We start from the raw sequence: 24294 nt of genomic DNA on the forward strand, positions 1-24294 counted from the left end.
GCCGCGGGGTGCGCCTCTAACCGGGCTGGGCCGCGGTATCGTCAAACCGCCAGCGCAGCCGCACCCCGCCCGCGTCATTGGCATCCAGCGCGGGAATAGCCGACAGCAGGCGGCGGGTATAGGATTCGCGCGGATGGTCGAAGATGGCATCGCGTGTCCCTTCTTCGACGATGCGCCCGTCCTGCATCACGACGACACGGTCGGCCACCTGTTCGACCACGCTCAGGTCGTGGCTGATGAACAGACACGAGAACCCGTGCTTGCGCTGCAACTGCGCGAACAGCTCCAGCACTTGCGCCCGCACCGTGACATCCAGGGCCGAAACCGGCTCGTCGGCAATCACGAAAGCAGGGCGCCGCACCACCGCGCGCGCAATGGCCACCCGCTGGCGCTGCCCGCCCGACAACTCGTGCGGAAAGCGGCGCGCATAGTTCTCGTCCAGCCCTACCTCGCGCAACACCTCTGCCACCCTGGCCAGGCGGTCCTGCCGGCCCAGCTGCGGCATCTGGCGCAGCCCTTCGCCCACCAGCTCGCCGATGGTCATCCGGGGGTTGAGCGATGAATAAGGGTCCTGGAACACCATCTGGCAGTTCAACCGGTAGTCTTTCCAGCCCGCATCCGACTGCTCGATGGAACGGCCGCGGAACATGATGGTTCCGGAGCTAGGCTGGATCAATCCGGCAATGGCGCGGCCCAGGGTGGTCTTGCCGGAGCCCGAGCCGCCCACCACCGCCACCACTTCGCCGGGCCGGATCTCGATATCGATGCCGTGCAGCGCCCGCTTGGGCGCCGTGCGCCGCAACAGTCGCTGCCGCCCCGGATACTCCACAACCAGCTTGCTGACAGACACCAGGGGCGCCGCGTCAGGAACCGCGCGCGCTTCGCCACGCCGCGGCATCGCGGCGAGCAGGCGCTGCGTATAGGGATGCTGGGGACGGGCAAGCAGGTCTTGCGTGGTGCCGCGTTCTACCGCTTCGCCGTTGCGCATCACTACCACCCGCTCGGTATAGCGGGCCACCATGGCGAGGTCATGGCTGATCATCAGCACCGCCGTATTGCGGGCCCGGGTCAGCTCCACCATCAGTTCAAGTACGTCGCGCTGCACCACCGCGTCGAGCGCCGTGGTGGGTTCATCCGCCACCAACAGGGCAGGCTCGAGCAGCATCACGGCCGCCAGCATCATGCGCTGGCGCATGCCGCCCGAGAACTCATGCGGCCAGGCCGTCAGTGCGGCCTGAGGGTCGCGGATTCCCACTCGAGTAAGCATGTCGAGAATCAGCGTCCGCCGCCTGCTTGCGTTCAGGTCTTTGCGATGCAGGGCCAGGCCCTCATCTAGCTGGCGCCCGATGGTCATAGACGGGTTGAGCGAAGTCATGGGTTCCTGGAACACCATGCCGATGCGCGCGCCACGCAATTGCCGCAATTGCGCCTGGCTGGCGTGCGTCAGGTCCTGCCCCTCGAACAGGATGGCGCCGCCCGCACGTACCAGCGGCGGCGGGGTCAAGCCCAGTATGGCCCGGGCCGCCTGCGTCTTGCCGCTGCCAGACTCTCCGACAATGCCCACCATCTCGCCCGGCGCGACGTCGAATGACACCTGCTTGACGATCTCGCGCCCATGGCGGCCCACCGTAAGTGTCAGGTCGCGCACCTCGACCAGCTTGCCGGCGCCTTTTACGCCGCGCTGCAATTCGCTATTGCCCATATTTACCGATCCGTGACTGGTTGCGGCCATCTCAATGGTCCCCGCCGCGCATGCGCGGATCCAGGCGATCGCGAATTGCATCGCCCAGCAGATTGATCCCCAGCAGCGTTAGCGCAATACACAACCCGGGCAGAACGCTCAAATACGCGGCCTGCGCCATGAATGGCCGCGCCGAGGCCAGCATGTTGCCCCAGGTGGGCGCGGGGGGCGGCACGCCCAGCCCCAGAAATGACAGCGCGCTTTCAGCCAGAATGACCCAGCCGAACATCGAAGTGGCCAGCACCGTCAGCGGCGCTATACAGTTGGGCAGCACGTGGTGCAGCATCGTGTAGTACTCGGAATTTCCCAGCACTCGCGACGATTCGATGAATTCCCGTTCGCGCAGCGACAGCACCGCCCCACGCACGATGCGGGTCACCGAAGGGGTATAGGCCAGCCCCAGGGCCAGGACGATGCCGTATTTGTTGGCGCCCACCACAGCCAGCAAGGCCAGGGCCAGCAACAGGCCCGGAAATGCCAGCAGCGCGTTATTGAAGGCCATGACGATACGGTCAGTCCAGCCGCGCAGGAAACCCGTCAGCACGCCCACCGAGGTGCCGATCACGACCGCGAAACCTACCGTCAGCACGCTGATCCATACGCTGGTGGACGCCCCGGCCATCAGCCGCGAGAGCACGTCCCGCCCGAATTCGTCGGTTCCCAGCCAATACTGGCCTCCCGGGGCCTTCAGGCGTGCCGTGAAATTGATGGCCAGGGGATCATACGGCGTCCATACGGCTCCGAGCAGCGCGGCGACCAACAGAATGCCGATCAGAATGCCGCCGAGAAGCGCGTTGGGAGCCAGCTTGCGCCGCCTGGCCGGCGCGGGGACCGCGCCCGCGGGCTGTGTCGTCGTAAGATTGGGCATAGTCATTCTGCGGTTACCCGCGGGTCGAAGACAGGATAAAGAAGGTCGATCACCAGATTGACCACAACGTACACCACCGCCACGAACAGCAAACAGCCCTGAATGACGGGGTAATCGCGGGAATAGATCGAATCGACCAGCAGCCGGCCCAGCCCGGGAATGGTGAACACGGTCTCGACCACCGCAATGCCGCCCAGCAAGTTGCCGAGCACCAGGCCTATCAACGTCCAGGTCGGGCCGAACGAGTTCTTGAAAACATGCCGCATCAGGACGACGCGCTCGCTGAGCCCCTTGGCGCGCGCGTGTGTGACGTAATCCAGCCGTAGCACTTCCAGCGCGCTGGCACGCGCCATCCGCATCAGCACGCCGATTTCGTGCAGAAACAAGGTCAGGATCGGCATGATCAGATATAGCGCCGCCGCGCGGGCGTCCTGCCCGAACGAGACGTAGCCCACCACCGGCAGCCATGACAGCTTCAGCCCGAAAAACAAAAGCAGCAGCAAGCCCAGCCAGAACGTGGGAATCGACACCAGCAGCGTTGCCGCTCCTACCATCACCAGATCCAGCGCGCTGTTCTGGCGCCAGGCCGCGATAATGCCGGCCGGCACGGCAACCAGCGCGGCAAGCAGAACCGCCGCCACCACGACCTGCGCACTGACCAGAAAACGGCTCCAGACCAGGTTCAGCACGCTTTCGCCGGTGCTGATCGACTGGCCCAAGTCACCCTGCAGCAGATGGCCGAACCAGATAATGAATTGCTGCAGCCAGGTCTGGTCGAGGCCCATGCGGCGACGCATATCTTCCAGCGCGGCCGGGTCGGCCAGATCGCCCAGCAGCAGCTGGGCAGGGTCTCCGGGAATCAGCCGGATCAGGACGAACACGGATACCGACACAATCAAAAGTGTCGGCAGCGCCATCCCCACCCGGGTCATGACGAAGCGAAGCATGAGTCGCGAGTCTCCGATTGGTGGCAGAAAACCGGCAGGCATGCCACCTGGTTTCTTATTGCGGGCTGGTCAAAGACCAAGGCGCCACTGTCGGCCATTGCAACAGATAAGTAAAATTAAAATTTATTTAAACTAATCGAAGAAAAACTTATCTATCGATTTCCAATGAGCTCGATCCGGTTCTTCCGCACCTTTGTGGCCGTCGCGCGCAGCGGCTCGTTTTCCGCCGCGTCAGAGCGCGTGGCGCTGACCCCGACGGCTGTCAGCCTGCAGATGCGTGCGCTAGAGACCGATCTGGGGCAAGAGCTGTTCGACCGCACCGGCAAGATCGTGGCGCTGAATGAACGCGGGCATCGCCTGCTTCCCAAAGCCGAAGCGTTGCTGAGCCAGTACGACGAAATGCGCAACGACGACGAAGGCCACCACGAAGTGGTGGGCGCCATCTCGGTGGGGGCGGTCGCCACCTCGATGGCCCTGCTGGCACGCACGGTGCTGGCGCTGCGCGTCTCGCACCCAAAGCTACGCGTCCACCTTGAAAACAATTATTCGGGCGACCTGTCCATGCGCGTCAAAGAAGGCAAGCTGGACGCCGTGCTGGCAGTGAAAAACTCACACCGCATTCCGGCGGGCACCACCTGGACGCCGCTCTATTCCGAGCCGCTGGTGTTTGTAGCGAACCGCCGCGCCGCGCAAGGACGCAGCGTGAAAGACCTGCTGCAAAAGCGTCTCTTCTTGCAACCGGCGCTCAGCACGCATACCGGCGCGCTGGTCGAGCGCTTCATGCGGCGCCAGCGCCTGCAAGTGCGCGACACCCTCGAAATGAACTCGTTGCGCACGATAGTCGAACTGGCCGAGCAAGACATAGGCGTAACTATCGTGCCCATGCCCCGCAACGCGTCCTGGGAAAGCGATGAACGCCTCAGTGTGCGGCGCTTCGACGATCCACGGGCGCAGCGCGCCATGGGCTTGTTCGAAAGCGAAAAACGCAGCCACCTGACGAGTGTCGTGCGGCGCAGCCTGCTTGATGAACTGGCAGGGTCGGCAACGCCTTAGGTAGCCCTGCGTGGAAAACCGGCCGCGAACCTATTCCACGAACTGGGAGTTCGCGCCCGATAAAGCGGCGCGGCCGCGCCAGTACTTCCGAGAAGGCTGCGACCAGCTAAAATCCCGCGTTTGGCTTCGCAATTCTGGGCACCCCTTTTCGCTCGGTCCGGGCCACACACGGAAGCCCATATGAAAATCCCCGCAAACTCCACACAATCCAAGAAACCCGCTCCCAAAGTGGGGTTCGTCAGCCTGGGCTGCCCCAAGGCCCTGGTCGATTCCGAACGCATCCTGACGCAGCTGCGCACCGAGGGCTACCAGATCACGCCCAAGTACGATGGCGCCGATGTCGTAGTCGTGAACACCTGTGGTTTCATCGACAGCGCCAAGGCCGAATCGCTCGAAGCCATCGGGGAAGCCCTGGCCGAGAACGGCAAGGTCATCGTCACCGGTTGCATGGGTGTGGATGAGTCGGCCATCCGCGACGTGCATCCCAGCGTGCTGGCCGTAACGGGGCCGCAACAGTACGAGCAAGTGGTGCGCGCGGTGCATGACGCCGCGCCGCCCAAGACGACCCACGATCCCTACATCGACCTGGTGCCGCCGCAAGGCATCAAGCTCACCCCCCGCCACTACGCCTATCTGAAGATTTCCGAAGGCTGTAACCACCGCTGCAGCTTCTGCATTATTCCGTCGATGCGCGGCGACCTGGTCAGCCGGCCCGTGGGCGACGTGCTGAGCGAAGCCGAACGCCTGGTCAAGGCGGGCGTCAAGGAACTGCTGGTGATCTCGCAAGACACCAGCGCCTATGGCGTGGACGTGAAATACCGCAGCGGGTTCTGGAACGGCCGCCCGGTCAAAACGCGCATGTCCGAATTATGCGCGGCGCTGTCTGAACTGGGCGTGTGGACCCGCCTGCATTACGTCTATCCGTATCCCCACGTGGACGAGGTGATTCCCCTGATGGCGCAGGGCAAGATCCTGCCGTACCTGGACATTCCGTTCCAGCATGCCAGCCCCAAAGTGCTCAAGGCCATGAAGCGGCCCGCATTCGAAGACAAAACCCTGGCGCGCATCCAACGCTGGCGCCAGGAATGCCCCGACCTGACGCTGCGCTCGACGTTCATCGTAGGTTTTCCGGGCGAAACCGAAGAAGATTTCCAGTACCTGCTCGACTGGATGAGCGAAGCCCAGCTCGACCGCGTCGGCTGTTTCCAGTATTCGCCGGTGCAAGGCGCGCCCGCCAACGCGCTGGACGGCGCGGTGCCTGACGAGGTCAAGCAGGAACGCTGGGAACGCTTCATGGAACACCAGCAGCAGATTTCGGCGGCACGCCTGCAAACCCGCATCGGCCGCGAAATCGATGTGCTGATCGATGAAGCGACCGACGAAGGCATCGTGGGCCGCTCCAGCGCCGATGCGCCCGAGATCGACGGCAACGTGTACGTAAAATCCCAGAGGCCGGTCAGCCCGGGCAGCCTGATCCGCGTGCGCGTCACCGATGCGGACGAATACGACCTGTACGGCGACGCGATCTGACGCGCCCTCTCTCTGGGCGGCGGCGGGTGTCAGGCGCCCGGCGGCAGCCTGTCGCCCGCAGCGCAGGCATCCCGCCCCGCTGTTTCCGCCGGGTCAGTCTTTTTCCAGAAAGTCCGACAGCTCATCGGCGTGCTCTTCCTCGACGGCCAGGATCTCTTCGAGCAGGCGGCGCGTGGTCGGGTCATTGTCGCCCACGTAGTCCACCATCTGCCGGTAACTGTCGATGGCGATGCGTTCGGCGATCAGGTTTTCCTTGATCATTTCTTCGAGTGAATTGGCCTCGACATACTCCGAATGGCTGCGCTCGAGCAGGCCGGCGGGCGACATGTCGGGCGCGCCGCCCAGTTGCACGATGCGTTCGGCAAGGCGGTCGGCATGGCTGAGCTCTTCGGCGGCGTGTTCCGCGAATTCGGCCGCAACGGGTTCGGCGTTCAGGCCGCGCGCCATGAAATGGTGGCGCTTGTACCGCAGCACACAGACCAGTTCGGTGGCCAGGGCTTCGTTCAGCAGCCGCAGCACCGTTTCACGGTCGGCCCGGTAGCCTTCGGTGACGGCGCCCGATTCGATATCCTGGCGCGCCTTGGCGCGAATGGCGCCGACGTCCATCTTGAACGCGCCGCCCGAGGCGGCTTGCGGTTGGGAAATAGCTTGGGTCATATCGCTGGCTCCTTGGTGGGTTCATAGGGCAAGACGATGCGGCGCACGGCGCCTTTACTGAAGAGTGTATCGGCCGGCCCGTGCCCGCGCTGTGTCCAAACATTGCCCCCCTGTCCGGAGACCGCCGCCAAGTTGCGTAAACTAGTTACCGTTGGCGCCGGTTGCGGCGCGGTGATTTGTAACGTGTCTGTGGTCTTATGAAGCTGAACAATGTCTGCGTGTACTGCGGCTCCAACCCTGGCAGCCTGCCCGACTACGCCGAAGGCGCGCGCGAACTGGCCCGCGAGCTGGTGCGGCGCGACATTGGCCTGGTGTATGGCGGCGCAAGCGTAGGCATCATGGGCATCGTGGCCGACACCGTCATGGCCGAGGGCGGCCGCGTCATCGGGGTGATTCCCGAGCCCCTGATGCGCAAAGAACTGGGCCACTCCGGCCTGACCGAACTGCATGTCGTGGCGTCCATGCACGAGCGCAAGACGATGATGGCCGAACGCGCCGACGCCTTCGTGGCGCTGCCCGGCGGCGCGGGCACACTCGAAGAAATTTTCGAAACCTGGACCTGGGCGCAGTTGGGCATGCACCAGAAGCCGTGCGGCCTGTTGAACATTGCGGGCTATTACGACCAATTGGCCGGGTTCCTGGATCACGCCGTGCAACAGGCATTCATGCGCGCCGAGCACCGCGCCATGCTGTTCGTGGAAGATCGGCCGGCCGCTTTGCTGGACCGCTACGCTTCTTATAAACCGCCCACCGTATCCAAATGGATCGAACGGGGCGAACACTGATAATACCCCTCACCATCGCGTATTCCGCCATGCCCTCCGCCATCCCCACCACGACTGCCGCCCTGATGCGCAACTATCTGCGCGCCAAGGACGAGAACCGCCCGCTGTACATGGCGCGCGCCTTCGCCAGCGATGCGGTGCTGAAGATGACGCTGCGTACGCCGGCCATCGCCTTTCCGCCCGAAGCGCGCGGCCTTGACGCCATTACCGAAGCGCTGGTGCGCACCTTCGGGCAGACCTACGAAAACGTATTTACGTTCTACCTTGCCCATCCGGGCGAGCACGCCGTGCTTACCGAGTACGCCTGCGACTGGTTCGTGGGCATGACGGAAAAAAACACCGGGCGCGTGCGCATCGGCTGCGGCAGCTACGACTGGGAATTCCAGGCCGCGCCGCACCTGGCGCGCAAGCTGACCATCACCATTGAAACCATGCTGAGCCTGCCGCCCGACACCGAGGCGCAGATTTTCGGCTGGCTGGCCTCGCTGCCCTACCCCTGGATCGATGCGCGCAACCTCGTCAACAGCGCGCCGCCCATCGAGGCCCTGGCGCCTGTCATGCACTGGATCCGGCGCGCCGACCGCGATGCCTACCCGCTGGACGGCACGGCTTGAAATACGACCTGGCCGCTTTTGACTTCGACGGCACACTGGCCGACACCCTGCCCTGGTTCGAATCCATACTGGATGGCGTGGCCGACAAGTACGGATTTCGCAAGGCGGGGCCCGCCGAACGCGAGCAGCTGCGCCATCGCGGCGCGCACGACATCCTGAAGATCCTGGGCATCCCTTTGTGGAAAATGCCGGCCATCATGGCGCACGTGCGCCAGCTGATGCGCGACGTCGACCCCAATGTGCAGGTGTTCGACGGCATCCCCGAGGCGCTGACCGGGCTGCGCGCCGCCGGCCTGCGCCTGGTGGTGTTGAGTTCGAACTCCGCGGCCAACGTGCAGCGTGTGCTGGGGCCGCGCGCCACCGAATGGTTCGACGATTTTGAATGCGGCGCCGACATGTTCGGCAAGGCGGCCAAGCTGAAACGCCTGCTTGCCCGGCATCGCGTCGCGCCGCAGCGCTGTGTGCTGGTGGGCGACGAAATGCGCGACATCGATGCCGCGCGCAAGGCCGGCGTGCAGGTCGCCGCCGTAAGCTGGGGCTACAACCACGCCCAGGCCCTGCGCAGCCATGCGCCGGACATCCTCGTCAACAGCCCCGCCGAACTCGTGGGCGCGCTCGCAGGCTGAGCGTGGTGTCTGACACCCTGCGGGAGTCAGACACCGTAGCACCGGGGGCGTCGCGGAGAACCGGTGTCTAACGGGAACAGGTGTCTGACTCCCGTAGGGTGTCAGACACCAATCATCAGACTTCTGGCTGCCAGCCGCGCACGAAGACATCGGCCGGCTGGCGTTTGCCGCCGGCCTTTTGCAGTTCGAGCACGCGCAGGATGCCGTCGCCCGTGGCGATGTCGATTCCGTCGGGCCCGGCGCGCAGCACGGTGCCGGGGGCTGCGGCCACCGACGCTTGCAGCGGCTGCGCTCGCCACACCTTCACGGGGTCCGCCAACCCCGGCAGGCGCAGCGTCGCGCCCGGCACGGGGTTGAAGGCGCGCACGCGGCGCGCCAGTATGGCGGCCGGCAGGTTTAAATCGAGCACGGCCTCGGCCTTGTCGAGCTTGGCGGCATAAGTCACGCCTTCGGCCGGCTGCGGCCGGGCGGGCAGATTTCCCGCTTCCAGGGCGCGCAGCGCCTGCACGATGGCTTGCGCCCCCGCCGCTGCCAGCGCGTCGTGCAGCTGCGCGGCCGTGTCTTCGGCCCCGATGGGCACGCGATGTTCCAGCAGCATGTCGCCGGTGTCGAGCCCATGGTCCATCTGCATGATGGTCACGCCCGTTACGGTATCGCCCGCCTCGATGGCGCGCTGGATGGGCGCGGCGCCTCGCCAGCGCGGCAGCAGGCTTGCATGGATGTTGAGGCACCCCCGCGGCGGCAGCGCCAGCGTCCAGTCCGGCAGGATGAGGCCATAGGCCGCCACCACCATGACTTCGGGCGCGGCGTCCTGCAATTGCGCCTGAGCTTGCGCAGCGTCTTCGGGGTAGCGGCCGTCAAGGCGCAGGCTGCGCGGTTGCGCCACCGGGATGCCCGCGTCCAGGGCGGCCTGCTTGACCGGGCTGGGCGTCAGTTTCAGGCCGCGCCCGGCAGGCCGGTCGGGCTGAGTCAGCACCAGGGGGACGTCGTGGCCCGCGGCCAACAGGGCCTGAAGCGCCACGCGCGCGAATTCGGGCGTTCCGGCAAAGACCAGGCGCATGGGATCAGGCCCGCAGCGCTTCGCGCTCGGCTTTCTTGAGCTTGGTCTTGATGCGGTTCTGCTTCAGGTTGGACAAATACTCGACAAACACCTTGCCGTCGAGGTGATCGAGCTCGTGCTGCACACATACCGCCAGCAGGCCATCGGCCTCGGCCTCGTACGGCTTGCCGTCGATGTCCAGCGCGCGGTAACGGATGCGGGCCGCCCGTTCGACCTGGTCGTAGATGCCGGGCACCGACAGGCAGCCTTCTTCGTATGTCTGGCGCTCGTCGCTTTTCCAGGTGATTTCGGGGTTGATCAGCACACGCAGCTCGTCGCCGTCTTCCGAGACATCGATGACGACGACGCGCTCGTGCACATCGACCTGAGTGGCCGCCAGGCCCACGCCGGGCGCTTCATACATGGTGTCGGCCATGTCGCGCACCAGTTGGCGGATGCGGTCGTCCACTACCGCCACCGGCTTGGCCTTTTTGTGCAGGCGCGGATCGGGATAATGAAGGATGGGAAGCAAAGCCATGGCGTACGAATGAGGGGGCTGGCAATTCAGCAGACAATGTAATGATAATTCATCAGGGGCTTGATATCTAATAGATTCCGGCTAATACGCACATTGGCCCCGGTGCGCGCAAGGCCGTTTTGGTCGCGCCGGCGCAACCGCAGCAAAGAGCCTGTGCGACACTACCGGACCCTTGCCAGGCCCATTGCCGAACCTATGCCGCTTACGCATACCCACGACGAGTTATCCGCCTGGCTGCGCCTGTCGCTCGAACCGGGGCTGGGCCCCGCCAGCGCCTATCCGCTGCTGTCTGCGGTGGGCCTGCCCGAGCACATCTACTCGCTGGGCGCAGCCGCCCTGGCGCGCCACGTGCCCCAGGACCTGGCGCGCCAGCTGGCCGCGCCGGCGCCGGCCGCCATGCAAGAGCAGATCGACCGCACCCTGCAATGGGCCGACGAGCCCGGCCACCATGTGCTGACGCTGGCCGACCCGGCCTATCCCCAGAGCCTGCTCACGATCGCGGACCCGCCCGTCCTGCTATATGTAACCGGCGACCCCGCGCGCCTTGCCCAGCCGGCGCTGGCCGTGGTGGGCGCGCGCAGCGCCACGCCCGGTGGCTGCGACAACGCGCGCGCGTTCGCACGGCATCTGGCCGGCCATGGATGGTGCGTGGTCAGCGGCCTGGCGCAGGGCATAGACGCGGCCGCCCACGAAGGCGCCCTGCAGGCCGGCCCGCAAGGCGCCGGCACGGTGGCGGTCATGGGCACGGGCGTCGACCGCGTCTACCCCGCCCGCCATCGAGACCTGGCGCACCAGGTCGCCGCGCACGGCGCCCTGGTGTCCGAATTGCCCCTGGGCATGGGCCCGCTGCCGCATCACTTTCCCCGCCGCAACCGGCTGGTGGCCGGGCTTGCGCGCGGGGTACTGGTGGTCGAGGCTGCGCGCCAGAGCGGCTCGCTGATCACCGCCCGGCTGGCGGGTGAAAGCGGTCGCGAAGTGTTCGCCATCCCCGGTTCCATCCATTCGCCCCTGTCGCGTGGCTGCCATGCCCTGATACGGCAGGGCGCCAAGCTGGTTGAGACGGCCCAGGACATTACCGACGAACTGGGCGCCCCCATGCGCGCCGGCCGCGCCAAAGCGTCGGGCGTTGCCACGCCGGACCAGGCACCAGCGCCCGCCACTGCGTCCCACGAACCACCGCTGCTGCGCGCCCTGGGCTTTGATCCGCTGCATCTGGATGCGCTGCAGGCCCGGACAGGGCTGGATATCGCGACGCTGAACGCCCAATTGCTCGAGCTTGAGCTCGCGGGCCATGTCGCCCGCCTTGACGGGGGACGGTTCCAGCGCCTGAAATAGCCGCCGGCTGCGATTATGATTATCGCAGTCGACGCCCACCGGGCGCGCTTGCACACACAGGAAGAGACATGCCGCTGCCCACCCGCGTCAAGATCGTCGAGGTTTCGCCCCGCGACGGCCTGCAGAACGAAAAAGAGATCATCCCCACCGATATCAAGGTGGAACTTGTCGACCGCCTCACTGCTGCGGGGTTTCCCAATGTCGAGGCCACCTCGTTCGTATCGCCCAAGTGGGTACCGCAAATGGCGGACGCCGCCGATGTCATGGCGCGCATCCAGCGCAAGCCTGGCGTGATTTATTCGGTGCTCACGCCCAACCTGAAAGGCTTCGAGGGCGCCCTGGCAGCCAAGGCCGACGAAGTAGTGATCTTCGGCGCGGCCAGCGAAGCGTTTTCGCAGAAGAACATCAACTGTTCCATCGCCGAGTCGATCGCGCGCTTCGAGCCCGTGGCCCAGGCCGCCCGCGATGCCGGACTGCGGCTGCGCGGCAGCATCAGTTGCTCGCTGGGATGCCCCTACCAGGGCGAAGTGCCGGTGTCGGCGGTAGTAGACGTGGCGCGCCGCTACGTGGCGCTGGGATGCGATGAAATCGATGTGGCCGACACCATCGGCGTGGGCACGCCGCAACGCGTGCGCGAAGTCATGGACGCGGTAACGCAGGTGGTCGACCCCGGCCGCGTGGCCGGCCATTTCCATGACACCTATGGGCAGGCCCTGGCCAACATCCTGGCCGCGCTCGAAGCCGGCGTCAGCATCTTCCACACCTCGGTCGCCGGGCTGGGCGGCTGCCCGTATGCCAAGGGCGCCACCGGCAACGTGGCCACCGAAGACGTGCTGTACATGCTGCGCGGCATGGGGATCGAAACCGGCATTGATTTCGACGCGGTGGTCGACATAGGCCAATGGATGTCGGCCCACCTCAGCCGCAAGAGCGGCAGCCGCGCCGGCAACGCCATAGCCGCCAAGCGCGCGGCCTGACCGCAACGCCGGAACCCTGACAGATGAGTTCGCTCTACGCTGCCCCTACCGCCGAAGAACGCGAAGCCCTGCTGCGCGAAATCGGCCCGCTGCCCCTGTCAGGCCAGGCCTGGCCCGACTGGGTACGCATCCTGGCCTGGATCATCCTGGCCATCATCGGGGTGCAGATTGTGTCCTCGGCCATCCGCCTGCCGCCTGGGCAGGTCAACACCGTGCTGGCCCTGACGGTTGCGCTGTGCTTCCTGGGCCTGACGCTGGTGTCGTGGCACATGCAAAGGTCTGTCACCACCATCGACGAAACCGGCCTGCGCCAGACCTGGATCACCCGGCGTGAGGTCGCCTGGCAGGATATTCACTTTGCCAAGTTCGTGCCCCTGCTGTTCTCGAAGCGGCTGGTCGTGTTCACGCAGCGCGGCCGCCCGGTCGTATTTCAGGGCGGAACCCGCGAACTACAGATCGCGTTCGCGAAAATCTCGCTGTTGTACCGCCGCAAGCGCTAGGGGCTGGCGCGGCGGCTTCAGGCCGCCAGCGACACCGATACCGGCGCGTTGGCTTCGCAAGCGTCGAGCGCCCGCGCCAGGCGCTCGATGCCCTGTGCGATCAGGCTTTCGTTCATGGTGGCAAACGACAGGCGCATGGCGTGCGGGTCGGCCTGCGCGGGGTCGGCGTAAAACGCCTTGCCCGGCACATATACCACCCCTTGCTCGATGGCGTACGGCAGCAGGCGGGTGGCATCGGCCTGGCCATTCAGGCGTGCCCAGAAGAACATGCCGCCTTCGGGCTTGATGAACGTCACGCGGCCGTCCAGGTGCTTGTGCAATGCCTGCGCCAGCGCATCACAGCGCAGGCCATAGGCTGCACGGATGCGCGGCACATGCTCGTGGTAACGGCCGTTGGCCAGGTACTGCGCCACGATTTCCTGCACCCAGGCCGACGAGGCCATGTCGTCGGCAGCCTTGGCCCCGACGCAACGACGCCGCACTTCGGCCGGCGCCACCAGCCAGCCGATGCGCAGCGACGGCGCCATGGTCTTGGACATGGTCGAGATATACACGGCCCATTGCCGCGCCTGGCCGTCGGCCAGCGCGGCAATGGGCGGGACGTGTTCACCGGCAAAGCGCAGCTCGCCATAGGGGTCGTCTTCCACGATCAGGAACTGGTGCTTGACGGCCAGTTCGAGCAGCCGCAGGCGCCGCTCGCGGCTGATCGTGGCGCCGCAGGGATTGGAAAACGAGGCCACCACGCATACCATCTTGGGCCTGATGCGCCCGGCCATTTCGTCGAGCTGTTCCAGGTCGATACCCTGCGGACCGGACGCGACGGGATGCACGGTGGCGCCGGTATAGCGCAGCGCCTGCACCGAATTGGGAAACGCCGGGCTTTCGATAAAAGCGTGGTCGCCCGGCTGCAACATGACGCGGCTGACCAGCGCCAGCGCCTGTTGCGACCCCCCGGTCACGGCCAGCTCGGTGCCGGGATCGCAGACGACCCCGCGTTCGGCGCTCAGGCGCGCCAACTCGTTCTTCAGGCTGGCTTGCCCATCGATGTCGGAATACTGCAGGCAGCCGCCCAGTCGGGCCAGCACCTGGGTGGATGCGATGGTGAGGCCTTCTACGTCGAACAGTTCCTGGGCCGGATAGCCGCCCGCCATGGAAATGCTGCCGGGGCGCATGGCATACGCCATTAACGAGCGGATGGGAGAAGCGGCGGGGGTCTGGAAAGGCGCCGCGAAGGCGTAGCTGGGTGCTGCGAAAGACATGGTTTGGGCTGGGCCGGCAAGAATGACGGGCATCGGCGCGGCGCCTGGCCGCGAGACGGCAGATAAGCTGCAACAATTGGCAAATGCCAGCTGATTCTATGGCCGCCCCCAAGGCGGGTCAATGCGCGCGCGCGGCGGCAGACGTGCTGCGCGGGCGGCGCGCGATAATCATGAGGTTTTTGTGTGATATCCCCCACAAGCATGCATTCTGAAGACACAATGGCCGCCCGCGTGGCGCAGGTGCGGCAGCGCATCGATGCCGCCTGCGCCCGGGCGGGCCGGCCGGCGGGAAGCGTGGCGCTGTTGCCGGTCAGCAAGACGTTCCCCCCGCAGGCTGTACGCGAAGCCGCCGCCCTGGGCCTGCGCCGGTTCGGCGAAAACAAAACCCAGGAAATCCGCCAGAAGGCGCCGGAACTGGCCGACCTGGATATTCAATGGGTCATGATCGGCCATTTGCAGACCAACAAGGCCAAAGACGCCGCGCGCGACGCCGCCGAGGTTCAGTCGCTTGACCGCCTGGACCTGGCGCACGCGCTGCAGCGGCGGCTGGAGGCGGCCGGCCGGCAACTTGACGTGCTGGTGCAGGTGAAGACCTCGCCCGAACCGTCCAAGCATGGCCTGCCGCCCGAAGAAGCGCCGGCTTTCCTGCGCACGTTGGCCAGCGAATGCCCCGCCCTGCGGGTACGGGGCCTGATGACCATGGCAGTGCAGTCCGACGATGCGCAAGCGGTACGCGCCTGCTTTCGCGCGCTGCGGATGCTGCAGGAGCAGCTGCGCCAGGAGGCGATCTCGGGCGTGGAGCTCGACCGCCTGTCGATGGGCATGAGCGGCGATTTCGAGATCGCCATCGAAGAAGGCGCCACCGAAGTGCGCATCGGCAGCGCGATATTCGGTGCGCGTAACTACGGGCAGGCCGGCTGAAACCCGCGCGCCCGGCGCCAGCGGGCGCTGACGCTCGGGTTGCGGTGCTGCCGCGGTATCTTGTGGACGGAAGTGGTGTCAGGCACCCTGCGGGAGCCAGACACCTGAGCTCGCGAGACGCCTGAGCCAGCAAGACGCCTGAGCCAGCGGGAGCCAGACGCCCGCGGGCACCTGGAAAGGGGGTGTCAGGCTCCGCAGGTGCCTGACACCGATGCGCCCGCACGGCGGGCGTGTTAATGCTTCATGTGTCCGCCATGGTGCTGCATGCCGGCGTTGTGGCCGATGGGCTTGACCTTGAACTTGACGGCCACTTGGCCGGCGTTCTGGAACGTCAGGGTGGCGGGAACCTCGGCGCCTTCGGCAAAGGGCTGCTTCAGCTTCAGGAACATCACGTGGTAGCCGCCCGGGGCCAGCTTGACTTCGCCGTCGGCCGGCACGGCAATGCCGTCGGGCAGGTGGCGCATGCGCGCCACGCCGTTTTCGGTTTCGACGGTGTGCAGCTCGATGCGTTCGGCCGCGTCCGACGTCACCGACACCAGGCGATCGGCCGTCTTGGCATCGTTGTCGATTTCCATGTATCCGGCTCCGTTGACCTGCCCCGGAGCGCTGGCACGCACCCACAAGTCGTCGATCTCGATCTCGCCAACCTTGTAGTCGCCGGCCCAGGCCGAGGTGGCCGCGCACAGACCCAGCGCCGCGACAAACGCCCATTGACGGATTTTCATGTAAGGCACCTCCGATACTGCCGGCCCGCATCCGCGCCGGCGGGTTAACGCCGCCGGACCAGGCTGCCGGCGGCCGCCAAGACCGACCGGGTCAAGGCTTCCATAGCCTGCGAGTTTACCCGCCAGTGCTGCCAGTACAGCGGCACGTCTTCGGTGGCGCGCGCCCGCAGCGGCACCAGGCGGCCGGAATCCAGTTCATGCTTGATCAGCGGCAAAGGGTTCATGGTCCAGCCCAGGCCGTCCAACGTCGCTTGCACGAAGGCCCGTGACGACGGCAACCACCACACCGGCGGCTGCCACGGCTGGTCGCCCATGACCTTGCGCGCAAAACGCGCCTGCAGTGCGTCTTTGCGATTGAAGACCAGCACCGGGGCGCTGGCCAGCGTGCGGGCGCTGACGCCCTGCGAAAAATAGCGCGCATGGAATTGCGGCGTGCAGGTCGCGACATAGCGCATGCTGCCCAGCGCGTGGATGCGACAACCCTGCACAGGGTCGCCCAGCGCCGTCACCGCGCCCAGCACCGAGCCGTTGCGCAGCAACGCCGCGGTGTGGTCCTGGTCTTCGGATTGCATATCCAGGGTGGCGCGGGTGCTCACGGCAAACAAGCGGGCTGCCTCCATGAACCAGGTTTCCAGACTGTCGTGGTTGACGGCTACCGCAATGCTGGCGTGCGGCACATCTTCGCCCTGCAGCCCCAGGCGGTCCAGCGCATCGTGTTCAAGCAGCGCCGTCTGCTCTGCCAGTTGCACCAGCACCTGGCCGTCCGCCGTGGCCACGGCCGGCACCGAGCGCTGCACCAGCAGGCGGCCCACACGGGCTTCAAGCGCCTTGATGCGCTGCGACACCGCCGAAGGCGTGACGTGCAGCGCGGCCGATGCCCGCTCGAAACTGCCTTCGCGCACTACGGCGGCCAACGCGCGCAGGCTGTCGTGGTCGAACTTCATGATTTAGTTTTACTTAATATGGTTAAACAAAATTAGCTTTATTTCACCATCAATACAAGCCAGAATTCAGTTCAAAGCCGCGGCAGGTCGCCGCGGCGCTGTTATTTCGGGCCAGTGACTCCATGTTTAGCGTAGCGACTCTTCCCACTTTGCTGACCGCCTGGGCCAGTGGCACCGCCACCGGCCTGGGGCTGTTTGCAGTGGTGGGCGCCCAAAGCGCGTTTATTCTGCGCCAGGGCCTCATGCGCGCGCACCTGTTCAGCGTGCTGGCGCTGTGCGCCACGCTGGACGCGGTTTTCATCTTTGCCAGCGTATGGGGCCTGCAGGCGCTGGCAACGTGGTTCCCTTGGCTGACGCAGGCGATCCTTTGGTTTGGCGTCGCCTTCCTGGCCTGGTATGCCCTGCAATCGGCCCGCCGCGCGCTGCGGCCGCAAGGCGGCCTGGTGGCGGCGCGCGCGGCCGTGCCGTCGCGCCGGGCGGCGTTGCTGGGGGCTGCCGGCTTCACGCTGCTCAATCCGCACTTCTGGCTCGACATCATGGTGGTGGGGTCGCTTGCCCACAGCTTCGACCAGGCCCGCCTGGCCTTTGCGGCCGGCGCGCTGACTGCCAGCCTGGTATGGCTGGCCGCCCTGGGCCTGGGTTCGCGGCTGCTCGCACCGTGGTTTGCCAACCCGCGCGCCTGGCGCGTGCTGGATGGCAGCATCGCCGTGATCATGGCCGCGCTGGCGCTGCGGCTGGCTTATAACGGGCTGTAGGCTGGCGCCGCGCGCTATTCGTACGAACGTACGTCGTCGATGACTTTACCGTCGTTGGGCAGTGTGCCGGGCAGCGCCCATTGCACATCGGCGCGCAGTTTGGTGATGTCGCGCACCGATTCCGCGACGCGGCGCGCCAGCGCTTCCGATTGCTCGGACGATTCCGCCTGCAGCATCATGCGGTCGGAGCCTGTTTCCCCGCTTACCACCAGGCGCGCGCGCGTGATTTCGGGGTGACGGGCCAGCACTTCGGCAACCTGCGACGGATGCACGAACATGCCGCGCACCTTGGTGGTCTGGTCGGCGCGCCCCACCCAGCCCTTGATGCGGATGTTGGTGCGCCCGCAGGGCGACAGCCCCGGCAGGATCGCCGACAAGTCGCCGGTGCCGAACCGCACCAGCGGGTAGTCTGGATTGAGGGTGGTGACCACCACTTCACCGACTTCGCCGTCGGGCACCGGTATCCCCGTGCCGGGCCGCACAATCTCCAGGACGATATCTTCTCCTACCACCAGGCCTTCGCGGGCCTCGGTTTCGAACGCAATCATGCCCAGGTCGGCGCTGCCGTAGGCCTGGTAGCCCTCGATGCCGCGCGCGGCCAGCCAGTCGCGCAGCGACGGCGGAAAGGCCTCGCCCGACACCAGCGCGCGTCGCAACGACGGCAAGGGCACACCCATTTCGTCGGCCTTTTCCAGAATGATCTTCAGAAAGCTGGGCGTGCCGGTGTAGCCGCTGGGCGCCAGGTCGGCAATTGCCCGCACTTGCTGTTCGGTCTGCCCCGTGCCGCCCGGGAACACCGCGCAGCCCACTGCATGCGCGGCCGTCTCCATCATCGACCCGGCCGGCGTGAAATGGTACGAAAAGCAGTTGTACGCCAGTTCGCCGGGCCGGAAACCCGCCGCATACAGGGCCCGGGCAAAACGCCAGTAGTCGGCGCGCCCGCTTTCGGGTTCGTAGATGGGCCCCGGCGATGCAAATACGCGCACGGCCTGGCCCCACCCTATGCTGGAAAATCCGCCAAACGCCTTCGCGGCGCCCGCCGGGCCGCTGCCGGCGCGGCTGCGCTGCTGCCGTTCGAGCAGTTCGTGCTTGCGCAGCACCGGCAGATCGGCCAGCGCCTGGCGAGAATTCACACTGCGCGGGTCAATGCCGCGCAGCTGTTCCGCAATGGCCGGGGCGCCGGCCATCGCGCGTTCGATCGCCGCGGGCAGCGCCGCCATCAGATCGCGTTCGCGCTGTTCAGGGGCGCGGGTTTCCAGTGCATCAAAAAACGCAGGCATGAGATCGCACTCTTCGGGGTACCGGGTGGGACGGAGCCTTCATCACTACGGGCCGCTCAGGCCAGCCAGCGCTTGCGGCGCCGGTAGAACTTGTTGTCGCGGAAACTCTTGCGCTCGCCGCTGGATATGCCCAGGTAGAACTCTTTGACGTCTTCGTTGCGCGCCAGGTCAGCGGCGGCCCCGTCCATCATGACGCGCCCGTTCTCCAGGATATAACCGTAGTCGGCATAGCGCAGCGCGATATTGGTGTTCTGTTCCGCAAGCAGGAAGCTGACCCGCTCGCGCTGGTTCAGGTCGCGCACGATCTCGAAAATTTCCTCGACGATCTGCGGCGCCAGGCCCATGGACGGCTCATCGAGCAGGATCATATTGGGGTTGGCCATCAACGCCCGGCCGATGGCCGTCATCTGCTGTTCGCCGCCCGAGGTATAGCCGGCCTGGCTGGTGCGCCGCTGCTTCAGCCTGGGAAAATACTGGTACACGCGGTCCAGGGCAGCGGCCATATCACCGCGGCTCAGGTTGCGCGTATAGGCGCCCGTGAGCAGGTTTTCTTCGATCGTCAGGTGGGCAAAGCAATGCCGCCCTTCCATGACCTGCACCACGCCGCGCTTGACCAGTTCGGCGGGCGACAGCTTTTCGATGCGCTGGCCCCGGTACTCGATGTAGCCCTTGGTCACGTCGCCGCGCTCGCCCTTGAGCAGGTTGGATACGGCCCGCAAGGTGGTGGTCTTGCCCGCGCCGTTCGCGCCCAGCAGCGCCACGATGCGCCCCTCGGGCACTTGCAGCGACACCCCTTTCAGCACCAGGATGACGTGGTTGTAGATGACTTCGATGCCGTTGACGTCGAGCAGCATGTTGACGGGTTCGGCGGCGGTTGCAGCGGTCATGGCAATTCCTGCGCATGGGGGCCGCCGGCGCGCACGCGCCGGCGGCCGATTCACATCAGCCTTCGCACTTGCGGGGCGAGATGTTCTTCTCTTTGGCGTACTTCTCGGCGGCTTCCTTCACCAGCGGGCGGGTCACCGACTTGTCCGACTGGTACCACTCGGACACGACCTTGAACTCCTTGCCGTCCCACTGCGCGATACGGGCCCAGTCGTCGCCCATATGGTTCTCGCAAGACGTCTTGACCGGCCGCATGATCTCGCCAAAGCCGAGCTCGTTCAGCCTTTCCTGGGTGAGGTTCAGGTTTTCGAAGCCCCAGCGCACTTGCTCCGGCGTCATGTGCTTGCCCTTGCCGAACTTTTCCTGGGCGGTGCGTATGGCCTCGACCTGCAGCATCGAGATCATCATGCCGCGCGTGTGCGCGATGGTGCCCAGCGTGGTGTTGCCCGACGCGTCGCTGCCCTGGCCCTTGTCGTATACGTACTTCTTCAGGTCTTCGTACACCTTGCCGTGCGCGGCGCTGTTGTGAATGGTGATGGCGTTGTAGCCCTTGGCCACCGTGCCCAGGTCTTTCACGTCGCCTTCAGACCCGGCCCACCAGATGGCGTACATCTTGTCGCGCGGATAGCCGCTGGCCTGGGCTTCGCGAATGGCGGTGGGAGTCATGATGCCCGCGCTCCAGAGCAGCACATAGCTGGGCCGGGACTGGCGGATCTGCAGCCACGTGGATTTCTGTTCCACGCCAGGCGCCGTCACGGGGTAGAGCAACAGCTCGAAGCCATGGGCCGCGGCACGCTTCTGCAACAGGGGGATGGGTTCCTTGCCGTATGGCGAGTCGTGGTACACCAGCGCGATCTTCTTGCCTTTCAGCTTGTCCAGCCCGCCTTCCTTCTTGGCGATGTCCTGGATCATCACGTCGGCGGCTGTCCAGTAGGTGCCCAGCAGCGGGAAGTTCCATTCGAACACCGTGCCGTCCACCGATTGCGACAGCCCGTAGCCCATGGTTTCCACCGGCACCTTGTCGACGACGGCCTTGTCCGAAACCGCGAAGGTAATACCGGTTGACTGCGTATCGAAGCCGGACGCACCGCCGTTCTTGGCCTTCAGGCGCTCGTAGCATTCCACGCCGCGGTCGGTGGCGTAGGCGGTTTCGCATTCTTCGTAGACGATCTTCACGCCGTTGACGCCGCCGTCGCGCGCGTTGACCAGCTTCAGATAGTCGAGCTTGCCGTCGGCCCACGGTATGCCCAGCGGCGCGAACGACCCGGTGCGGTACACCAGCAGCGGAACGAACTGCTCTTCTGCCGCCAACGCCGGCGCGGCGGCCGACGCCAGCGCACCGGTAGCAGCGACGATGGCCGCTGCCCATTTCAGGTTAAGACGCTTCATCTCCATTACCTCCTGCTTGGTGTGCTTGACACCGGGTTTGGCCCGGTCTGAAGCCGGGTAGTCAAAAGGCCGCGCAGCCGCTTGTGGCGGGCGCGCGGCCGGGAATCAATGCGGGAACGGCCAGATACGCAGCTTCTCTTTGCCGATGCTCCACAGGCGGGCCAGCCCGTGCGGCTCGGCAATCAGGAAAAACACGATGAGCCCGCCGAACACCATATGTTCGATGTGCGCGGCGGTGTCCACCGACAACGACAGGCCCAGCAGGTGCGGCACATTGGTCAGCGCCACCGGCACCAGCACGATGAACGCCGCACCGAAAAAACCGCCCATGATGGAGCCCAGCCCGCCGATGATCACCATGAACAGCAACTGGAAGGAACGGCCCAGGTCGAAGGCCAGCGGCTCCCACGAGCCCAGGTGGATGTAGCCCCACAACGCGCCGGCCACGCCCACGATGAATGAACTGACGGCGAACGCGGTGAGCTTGGCGTACATGGGGCGTATGCCGATCACCGCCGCTGCGACGTCCATGTCGCGGATGGCCATCCATTGGCGTCCGATGGCGCCGCGCACGAGGTTCTTGGCCAGCAGGGTGAACACCACGACGAACAGCAGCACGAACATGTAGCGCTGCGCGGCCGATTGCACCGGCAGGCCGAACGCGGTCAGGGCAGGCACCGACACGCTGCCCGAGGACGAATAATTGGTAAAGAACGCGATGCGCAGGAATGCCCAGTCGACGAAGAACTGCGCGGCCAGCGTGGCCACCGCCAGGTACAGGCCGCGGATGCGCAGACTGGGAATGCCGAACAGCACCCCCACCAGCGTGGCGAAGCAGCCCCCCAGCAGAATCTGCGCCACCAGCGGCATACCCGGAAAACGCACGCCGAAGTTCCATGCCGCATAGGCTCCCACGGCCATGAATGCGCCCGTGCCCAGCGAAATCTGCCCGCAATACCCCACCAGGATGTTCAGGCCCACGGCGGCCAGCGACAGGATCAGGAACGGGATCAGAATGGCGCGCAACAGGTAGTCGCTGGCCAGCAGCGGCACGCCCACGAAAGCGAGCGCGAGCAGCAGCCCGATGAAGATGCGGTCCTGGCGGATCGGGAAGATCTGCTGGTCGGCGCGATAGCCGGTCTTGAATTGGCCGTTTTCGCGATAGAACATCTTGTTTTCCCCTAGACCCGATCGATGATTTTCTCGCCGAACAGCCCCTGCGGGCGGAACAGCAGGAAGACAAGCGCCAGCACATACGCGAACCAGATTTCGATGCCGCCGCCCACCAGCGAGCCCAGATACACCTCGGACAGCTTTTCGCCCACGCCGATGATGAGTCCGCCCAGGATGGCGCCGGGCACCGATGTCAGCCCGCCCAGGATCACCACCGGCAGCGCACGCAGCGCGGCGGTCGACAGCGTGAACTGCACGCCGAACTTCGAGCCCCAGATAATGCCGGCCACCAGCGCCACCAACCCCGCCACGCTCCAGACAATGACCCAGATGCGGTTCAGGGGTATGCCGATGGATTGCGCAGCCTGGTGGTCGTCGGCCACGGCGCGCAGCGCCCGCCCGGTGCTGGTGTACTGGAAGAAAAGCGCCAGGGCCGCCACCAGCAAGGCCGCCACCACGGCGGCGGTGAGGTCTTCCAGGTTGATGAGGATGCCGCCTTCGAACACCGAATCCAGGATGAACGCCGGGTCTTTGGGCATGCCCACGTCGATGCTGTAGACCGAGCTGCCGAACGCGATCTGGCCCAGCCCGTCCAGGAAGTAGCTGATGCCCAGGGTAGCCATCAGCAGCGTGGTGACTTCCTGGTTGACCAGGTGGCGCAGCACATAGCGCTCGACTGCCACGGCCAGCACGAACATCAGCACGGCGCTGACGATAAAGGCCAGCACGTTGGCCAGCAACATGCTTTCGAAGCCCAGCCACGCCGGAAGCCATTCCGAAAACCGCGCCATCGACAGGGCTGCCACCAGCACCATGGCGCCCTGGGCGAAGTTGAACACGCCCGATGCCTTGAAGATCAGCACGAACCCCAGGCCGATCAGGGCGTACAACATGCCGCTCATCAAGCCGCCGAACAGCGTTTCCAGGAAGAATCCCATGTCTCTCTGCCTTGCTAATGCGACACGCCCAGGTAGGCCTGGATAACCGCTTCATTGGCACGCACGTCATCGGGCCTGCCATCGCCGATCTTCTTGCCGTAGTCCAGCACCACGACACGATCCGATATGTCCATCACCACCCCCATGTCGTGCTCGATCAGCACGATGGTGGTGCCGAACTCGTCGTTCACATCCAGGATGAAACGGCTCATGTCCTGCTTTTCTTCGATGTTCATGCCGGCCATGGGCTCGTCCAGCAGCAGCAGGCGCGGCTCCATGGCCAGCGCGCGGCCCAGGTCCACGCGCTTTTGCAGCCCGTACGGCAGGCGTCCCACCGGCGTCTTGCGATGCGCCTGGATTTCCAGGAAGTCGATGATGTTCTCCACGAACTCGCGATGCCGGATTTCCTCGCGCTCGGCCGGCCCCCAGCGCAGGGCCTGCGCCAGCAGGCCGCAATGCATGCGCAGGTTGCGGCCGGTCATGATGTTGTCCAGCACGCTCATGCCCTTGAAGAGCGCCAGGTTCTGGAACGTGCGGGCGATGCCCATCTCGGCCGCGCGGCGGGGGCTCATGCGCGCATAGCGCCGGCCGTCGAATTCGATGCCGCCCTGCTGGGGGGTATAGACGCCATTGATGACGTTCAGCATCGAGCTCTTGCCCGCGCCGTTGGGGCCGATGATGGCGCGGATTTCGTGTTCGCGCACATCGAACGAGATATCGGTCAGCGCCTTCACGCCGCCGAACGACAACGATATGTTCTGCAGGTCGAGCAGCACCTTGCCGATGCGCTGGTCGCGGTCTGGTTGGGTCATCTT

The 24294-nt window shown here is 65.6% G+C and carries 25 protein-coding genes; 10 read left to right on the forward strand and 15 right to left on the reverse strand.

Translation table 11 applies throughout. The annotated features are described in order from the left end of the window. Positions 1 to 16: 16 nt before the first annotated feature. Genes CAL19_RS17395 through CAL19_RS17405 form a run of 3 tightly spaced genes read right to left on the reverse strand, consistent with a single transcriptional unit; the run spans position 17 to position 3556 of the window. Positions 17 to 1702, reverse strand: a complete 1686-nt coding sequence (locus tag CAL19_RS17395) for an ABC transporter ATP-binding protein (protein WP_051423768.1) — start codon at positions 1700 to 1702, stop codon at positions 17 to 19. 31 nt (positions 1703 to 1733) lie between these two features. After that, entirely contained in the window at positions 1734 to 2609 is an 876-nt protein-coding gene (locus tag CAL19_RS17400) for an ABC transporter permease (RefSeq protein WP_051423769.1), read from the reverse strand. 2 nt (positions 2610 to 2611) lie between these two features. Beyond that, a complete protein-coding gene (locus CAL19_RS17405; RefSeq protein WP_026639742.1) occupies positions 2612 to 3556 on the reverse strand; it encodes an ABC transporter permease in 945 nt (314 codons plus the stop codon). Positions 3557 to 3721: 165 nt separating this feature from the next. Between CAL19_RS17405 and CAL19_RS17410 the strand changes: the two genes are divergently transcribed. Beyond that, on the forward strand, positions 3722 to 4609 hold the full coding sequence (locus CAL19_RS17410; protein WP_026639743.1) for a LysR family transcriptional regulator: 888 nt from the start codon (positions 3722 to 3724) through the stop codon (positions 4607 to 4609). A 180-nt stretch (positions 4610 to 4789) separates the two neighbouring features. Then, positions 4790 to 6139 carry a 30S ribosomal protein S12 methylthiotransferase RimO gene (rimO, locus tag CAL19_RS17415; protein ID WP_094797527.1) on the forward strand — a complete coding sequence of 450 codons (1350 nt, stop codon included), beginning with the start codon at positions 4790 to 4792 and terminating at the stop codon, positions 6137 to 6139. A 93-nt stretch (positions 6140 to 6232) separates the two neighbouring features. Here rimO and CAL19_RS17420 read toward each other — a convergent pair whose 3' ends face one another. Further along, complete coding sequence (locus tag CAL19_RS17420; protein ID WP_026639745.1) at positions 6233 to 6796, reverse strand: ferritin-like domain-containing protein; 564 nt, start codon at positions 6794 to 6796, stop codon at positions 6233 to 6235. 197 nt (positions 6797 to 6993) lie between these two features. Here CAL19_RS17420 and CAL19_RS17425 point away from each other — a divergent pair, with 197 nt between their 5' ends. Genes CAL19_RS17425 through CAL19_RS17435 form a run of 3 tightly spaced genes read left to right on the forward strand, consistent with a single transcriptional unit; the run spans position 6994 to position 8821 of the window. Next, on the forward strand, positions 6994 to 7581 hold the full coding sequence (locus CAL19_RS17425; RefSeq protein ID WP_094797528.1) for a TIGR00730 family Rossman fold protein: 588 nt from the start codon (positions 6994 to 6996) through the stop codon (positions 7579 to 7581). Between the two features lie 29 nt (positions 7582 to 7610). Further along, on the forward strand, positions 7611 to 8195 hold the full coding sequence (locus CAL19_RS17430) for a hypothetical protein (RefSeq protein ID WP_094797529.1): 585 nt from the start codon (positions 7611 to 7613) through the stop codon (positions 8193 to 8195). Further along, complete coding sequence (locus tag CAL19_RS17435) at positions 8192 to 8821, forward strand: HAD-IA family hydrolase (RefSeq protein WP_094797530.1); 630 nt, start codon at positions 8192 to 8194, stop codon at positions 8819 to 8821. The genes CAL19_RS17430 and CAL19_RS17435 overlap by 4 nt, the downstream gene beginning before the upstream one ends. Positions 8822 to 8936: 115 nt before the next feature. On the opposite strand, the gene fmt is transcribed toward CAL19_RS17435, so the two are convergent. Then, positions 8937 to 9881 (reverse strand): methionyl-tRNA formyltransferase, encoded by a 945-nt coding sequence (fmt, locus tag CAL19_RS17440; RefSeq protein ID WP_094797531.1) that lies wholly within the window; start codon positions 9879 to 9881, stop codon positions 8937 to 8939. Between the two features lie 4 nt (positions 9882 to 9885). Then, positions 9886 to 10398 carry a peptide deformylase gene (def, locus tag CAL19_RS17445; RefSeq protein WP_094797532.1) on the reverse strand — a complete coding sequence of 171 codons (513 nt, stop codon included), beginning with the start codon at positions 10396 to 10398 and terminating at the stop codon, positions 9886 to 9888. A 195-nt stretch (positions 10399 to 10593) separates the two neighbouring features. Here def and dprA point away from each other — a divergent pair, with 195 nt between their 5' ends. From dprA to CAL19_RS17460, 3 genes are all read left to right on the forward strand, one after another. Further along, the gene (gene dprA / locus CAL19_RS17450) at positions 10594 to 11733 is read left to right on the forward strand and encodes a DNA-processing protein DprA (RefSeq protein WP_094797533.1); all 1140 of its coding nucleotides are present in this window, start codon (positions 10594 to 10596) and stop codon (positions 11731 to 11733) included. Between the two features lie 68 nt (positions 11734 to 11801). After that, a complete protein-coding gene (locus tag CAL19_RS17455) occupies positions 11802 to 12710 on the forward strand; it encodes a hydroxymethylglutaryl-CoA lyase (RefSeq protein ID WP_094797534.1) in 909 nt (302 codons plus the stop codon). Between the two features lie 23 nt (positions 12711 to 12733). Beyond that, positions 12734 to 13210, forward strand: coding sequence for a membrane protein (locus CAL19_RS17460; RefSeq protein ID WP_026639753.1), 477 nt, complete (start codon positions 12734 to 12736; stop codon positions 13208 to 13210). Between the two features lie 17 nt (positions 13211 to 13227). Here CAL19_RS17460 and CAL19_RS17465 read toward each other — a convergent pair whose 3' ends face one another. Beyond that, positions 13228 to 14469, reverse strand: a complete 1242-nt coding sequence (locus tag CAL19_RS17465) for a PLP-dependent aminotransferase family protein (protein ID WP_026639754.1) — start codon at positions 14467 to 14469, stop codon at positions 13228 to 13230. Between the two features lie 201 nt (positions 14470 to 14670). Between CAL19_RS17465 and CAL19_RS17470 the strand changes: the two genes are divergently transcribed. Next, positions 14671 to 15390: a YggS family pyridoxal phosphate-dependent enzyme gene (locus CAL19_RS17470; RefSeq protein ID WP_094797535.1), complete on the forward strand. Its 720-nt coding sequence runs from the start codon at positions 14671 to 14673 to the stop codon at positions 15388 to 15390. Between the two features lie 233 nt (positions 15391 to 15623). Here the strand turns inward: CAL19_RS17470 and CAL19_RS17475 are convergent, their stop codons facing one another. Further along, complete coding sequence (locus tag CAL19_RS17475; protein ID WP_026639756.1) at positions 15624 to 16115, reverse strand: copper chaperone PCu(A)C; 492 nt, start codon at positions 16113 to 16115, stop codon at positions 15624 to 15626. A 44-nt stretch (positions 16116 to 16159) separates the two neighbouring features. Further along, positions 16160 to 17059, reverse strand: coding sequence for a LysR family transcriptional regulator ArgP (locus CAL19_RS17480; protein WP_026639757.1), 900 nt, complete (start codon positions 17057 to 17059; stop codon positions 16160 to 16162). A 122-nt stretch (positions 17060 to 17181) separates the two neighbouring features. Between CAL19_RS17480 and CAL19_RS17485 the strand changes: the two genes are divergently transcribed. Then, entirely contained in the window at positions 17182 to 17814 is a 633-nt protein-coding gene (locus tag CAL19_RS17485; protein ID WP_094797536.1) for a LysE/ArgO family amino acid transporter, read from the forward strand. A gap of 14 nt (positions 17815 to 17828) precedes the next feature. Here the strand turns inward: CAL19_RS17485 and CAL19_RS17490 are convergent, their stop codons facing one another. The 6 genes from CAL19_RS17490 to CAL19_RS17515 form a co-directional block, all read right to left on the reverse strand. After that, positions 17829 to 19094 carry a phenylacetate--CoA ligase family protein gene (locus CAL19_RS17490; RefSeq protein ID WP_026639759.1) on the reverse strand — a complete coding sequence of 422 codons (1266 nt, stop codon included), beginning with the start codon at positions 19092 to 19094 and terminating at the stop codon, positions 17829 to 17831. A gap of 56 nt (positions 19095 to 19150) precedes the next feature. Further along, the gene (locus tag CAL19_RS17495) at positions 19151 to 19981 is read right to left on the reverse strand and encodes an ABC transporter ATP-binding protein (protein WP_026639760.1); all 831 of its coding nucleotides are present in this window, start codon (positions 19979 to 19981) and stop codon (positions 19151 to 19153) included. Between the two features lie 55 nt (positions 19982 to 20036). Further along, positions 20037 to 21374, reverse strand: a complete 1338-nt coding sequence (locus tag CAL19_RS17500) for an ABC transporter substrate-binding protein (RefSeq protein ID WP_026639761.1) — start codon at positions 21372 to 21374, stop codon at positions 20037 to 20039. Between the two features lie 99 nt (positions 21375 to 21473). Next, positions 21474 to 22538, reverse strand: coding sequence for a branched-chain amino acid ABC transporter permease (locus CAL19_RS17505; RefSeq protein WP_026639762.1), 1065 nt, complete (start codon positions 22536 to 22538; stop codon positions 21474 to 21476). Between the two features lie 11 nt (positions 22539 to 22549). Beyond that, positions 22550 to 23479 carry a branched-chain amino acid ABC transporter permease gene (locus CAL19_RS17510; protein WP_026639763.1) on the reverse strand — a complete coding sequence of 310 codons (930 nt, stop codon included), beginning with the start codon at positions 23477 to 23479 and terminating at the stop codon, positions 22550 to 22552. Between the two features lie 14 nt (positions 23480 to 23493). Then, positions 23494 to 24291, reverse strand: coding sequence for an ABC transporter ATP-binding protein (locus CAL19_RS17515; RefSeq protein ID WP_026639764.1), 798 nt, complete (start codon positions 24289 to 24291; stop codon positions 23494 to 23496). Between the last annotated feature and the right edge of the window lie 3 nt (positions 24292 to 24294).

This window comes from Bordetella genomosp. 7, assembly GCF_002261265.1.
GTDB lineage: Bacteria > Pseudomonadota > Gammaproteobacteria > Burkholderiales > Burkholderiaceae_B > Bordetella_A.

Coding starts and splice junctions, on each gene's coding strand:
- fmt (WP_094797531.1), bottom strand. CDS start 9,881: ATGCGCCTGGTCTTTGCCGGAACGCCCGAATTCGCGCGCGTGGCGCTT.
- CAL19_RS17420 (WP_026639745.1), bottom strand. CDS start 6,796: ATGACCCAAGCTATTTCCCAACCGCAAGCCGCCTCGGGCGGCGCGTTC.
- CAL19_RS17480 (WP_026639757.1), bottom strand. CDS start 17,059: ATGAAGTTCGACCACGACAGCCTGCGCGCGTTGGCCGCCGTAGTGCGC.
- CAL19_RS17410 (WP_026639743.1), top strand. CDS start 3,722: ATGAGCTCGATCCGGTTCTTCCGCACCTTTGTGGCCGTCGCGCGCAGC.
- CAL19_RS17460 (WP_026639753.1), top strand. CDS start 12,734: ATGAGTTCGCTCTACGCTGCCCCTACCGCCGAAGAACGCGAAGCCCTG.
- CAL19_RS17505 (WP_026639762.1), bottom strand. CDS start 22,538: ATGTTCTATCGCGAAAACGGCCAATTCAAGACCGGCTATCGCGCCGAC.
- CAL19_RS17395 (WP_051423768.1), bottom strand. CDS start 1,702: ATGGGCAATAGCGAATTGCAGCGCGGCGTAAAAGGCGCCGGCAAGCTG.
- CAL19_RS17515 (WP_026639764.1), bottom strand. CDS start 24,291: ATGACCCAACCAGACCGCGACCAGCGCATCGGCAAGGTGCTGCTCGAC.
- dprA (WP_094797533.1), top strand. CDS start 10,594: ATGCCGCTTACGCATACCCACGACGAGTTATCCGCCTGGCTGCGCCTG.
- CAL19_RS17425 (WP_094797528.1), top strand. CDS start 6,994: ATGAAGCTGAACAATGTCTGCGTGTACTGCGGCTCCAACCCTGGCAGC.
- CAL19_RS17470 (WP_094797535.1), top strand. CDS start 14,671: ATGCATTCTGAAGACACAATGGCCGCCCGCGTGGCGCAGGTGCGGCAG.
- CAL19_RS17475 (WP_026639756.1), bottom strand. CDS start 16,115: ATGAAAATCCGTCAATGGGCGTTTGTCGCGGCGCTGGGTCTGTGCGCG.
- rimO (WP_094797527.1), top strand. CDS start 4,790: ATGAAAATCCCCGCAAACTCCACACAATCCAAGAAACCCGCTCCCAAA.
- CAL19_RS17485 (WP_094797536.1), top strand. CDS start 17,182: ATGTTTAGCGTAGCGACTCTTCCCACTTTGCTGACCGCCTGGGCCAGT.
- CAL19_RS17495 (WP_026639760.1), bottom strand. CDS start 19,981: ATGACCGCTGCAACCGCCGCCGAACCCGTCAACATGCTGCTCGACGTC.
- CAL19_RS17405 (WP_026639742.1), bottom strand. CDS start 3,556: ATGCTTCGCTTCGTCATGACCCGGGTGGGGATGGCGCTGCCGACACTT.
- CAL19_RS17465 (WP_026639754.1), bottom strand. CDS start 14,469: ATGTCTTTCGCAGCACCCAGCTACGCCTTCGCGGCGCCTTTCCAGACC.
- CAL19_RS17400 (WP_051423769.1), bottom strand. CDS start 2,609: ATGCCCAATCTTACGACGACACAGCCCGCGGGCGCGGTCCCCGCGCCG.
- CAL19_RS17500 (WP_026639761.1), bottom strand. CDS start 21,374: ATGGAGATGAAGCGTCTTAACCTGAAATGGGCAGCGGCCATCGTCGCT.
- CAL19_RS17510 (WP_026639763.1), bottom strand. CDS start 23,479: ATGGGATTCTTCCTGGAAACGCTGTTCGGCGGCTTGATGAGCGGCATG.
- CAL19_RS17490 (WP_026639759.1), bottom strand. CDS start 19,094: ATGCCTGCGTTTTTTGATGCACTGGAAACCCGCGCCCCTGAACAGCGC.
- CAL19_RS17455 (WP_094797534.1), top strand. CDS start 11,802: ATGCCGCTGCCCACCCGCGTCAAGATCGTCGAGGTTTCGCCCCGCGAC.
- CAL19_RS17430 (WP_094797529.1), top strand. CDS start 7,611: ATGCCCTCCGCCATCCCCACCACGACTGCCGCCCTGATGCGCAACTAT.
- def (WP_094797532.1), bottom strand. CDS start 10,398: ATGGCTTTGCTTCCCATCCTTCATTATCCCGATCCGCGCCTGCACAAA.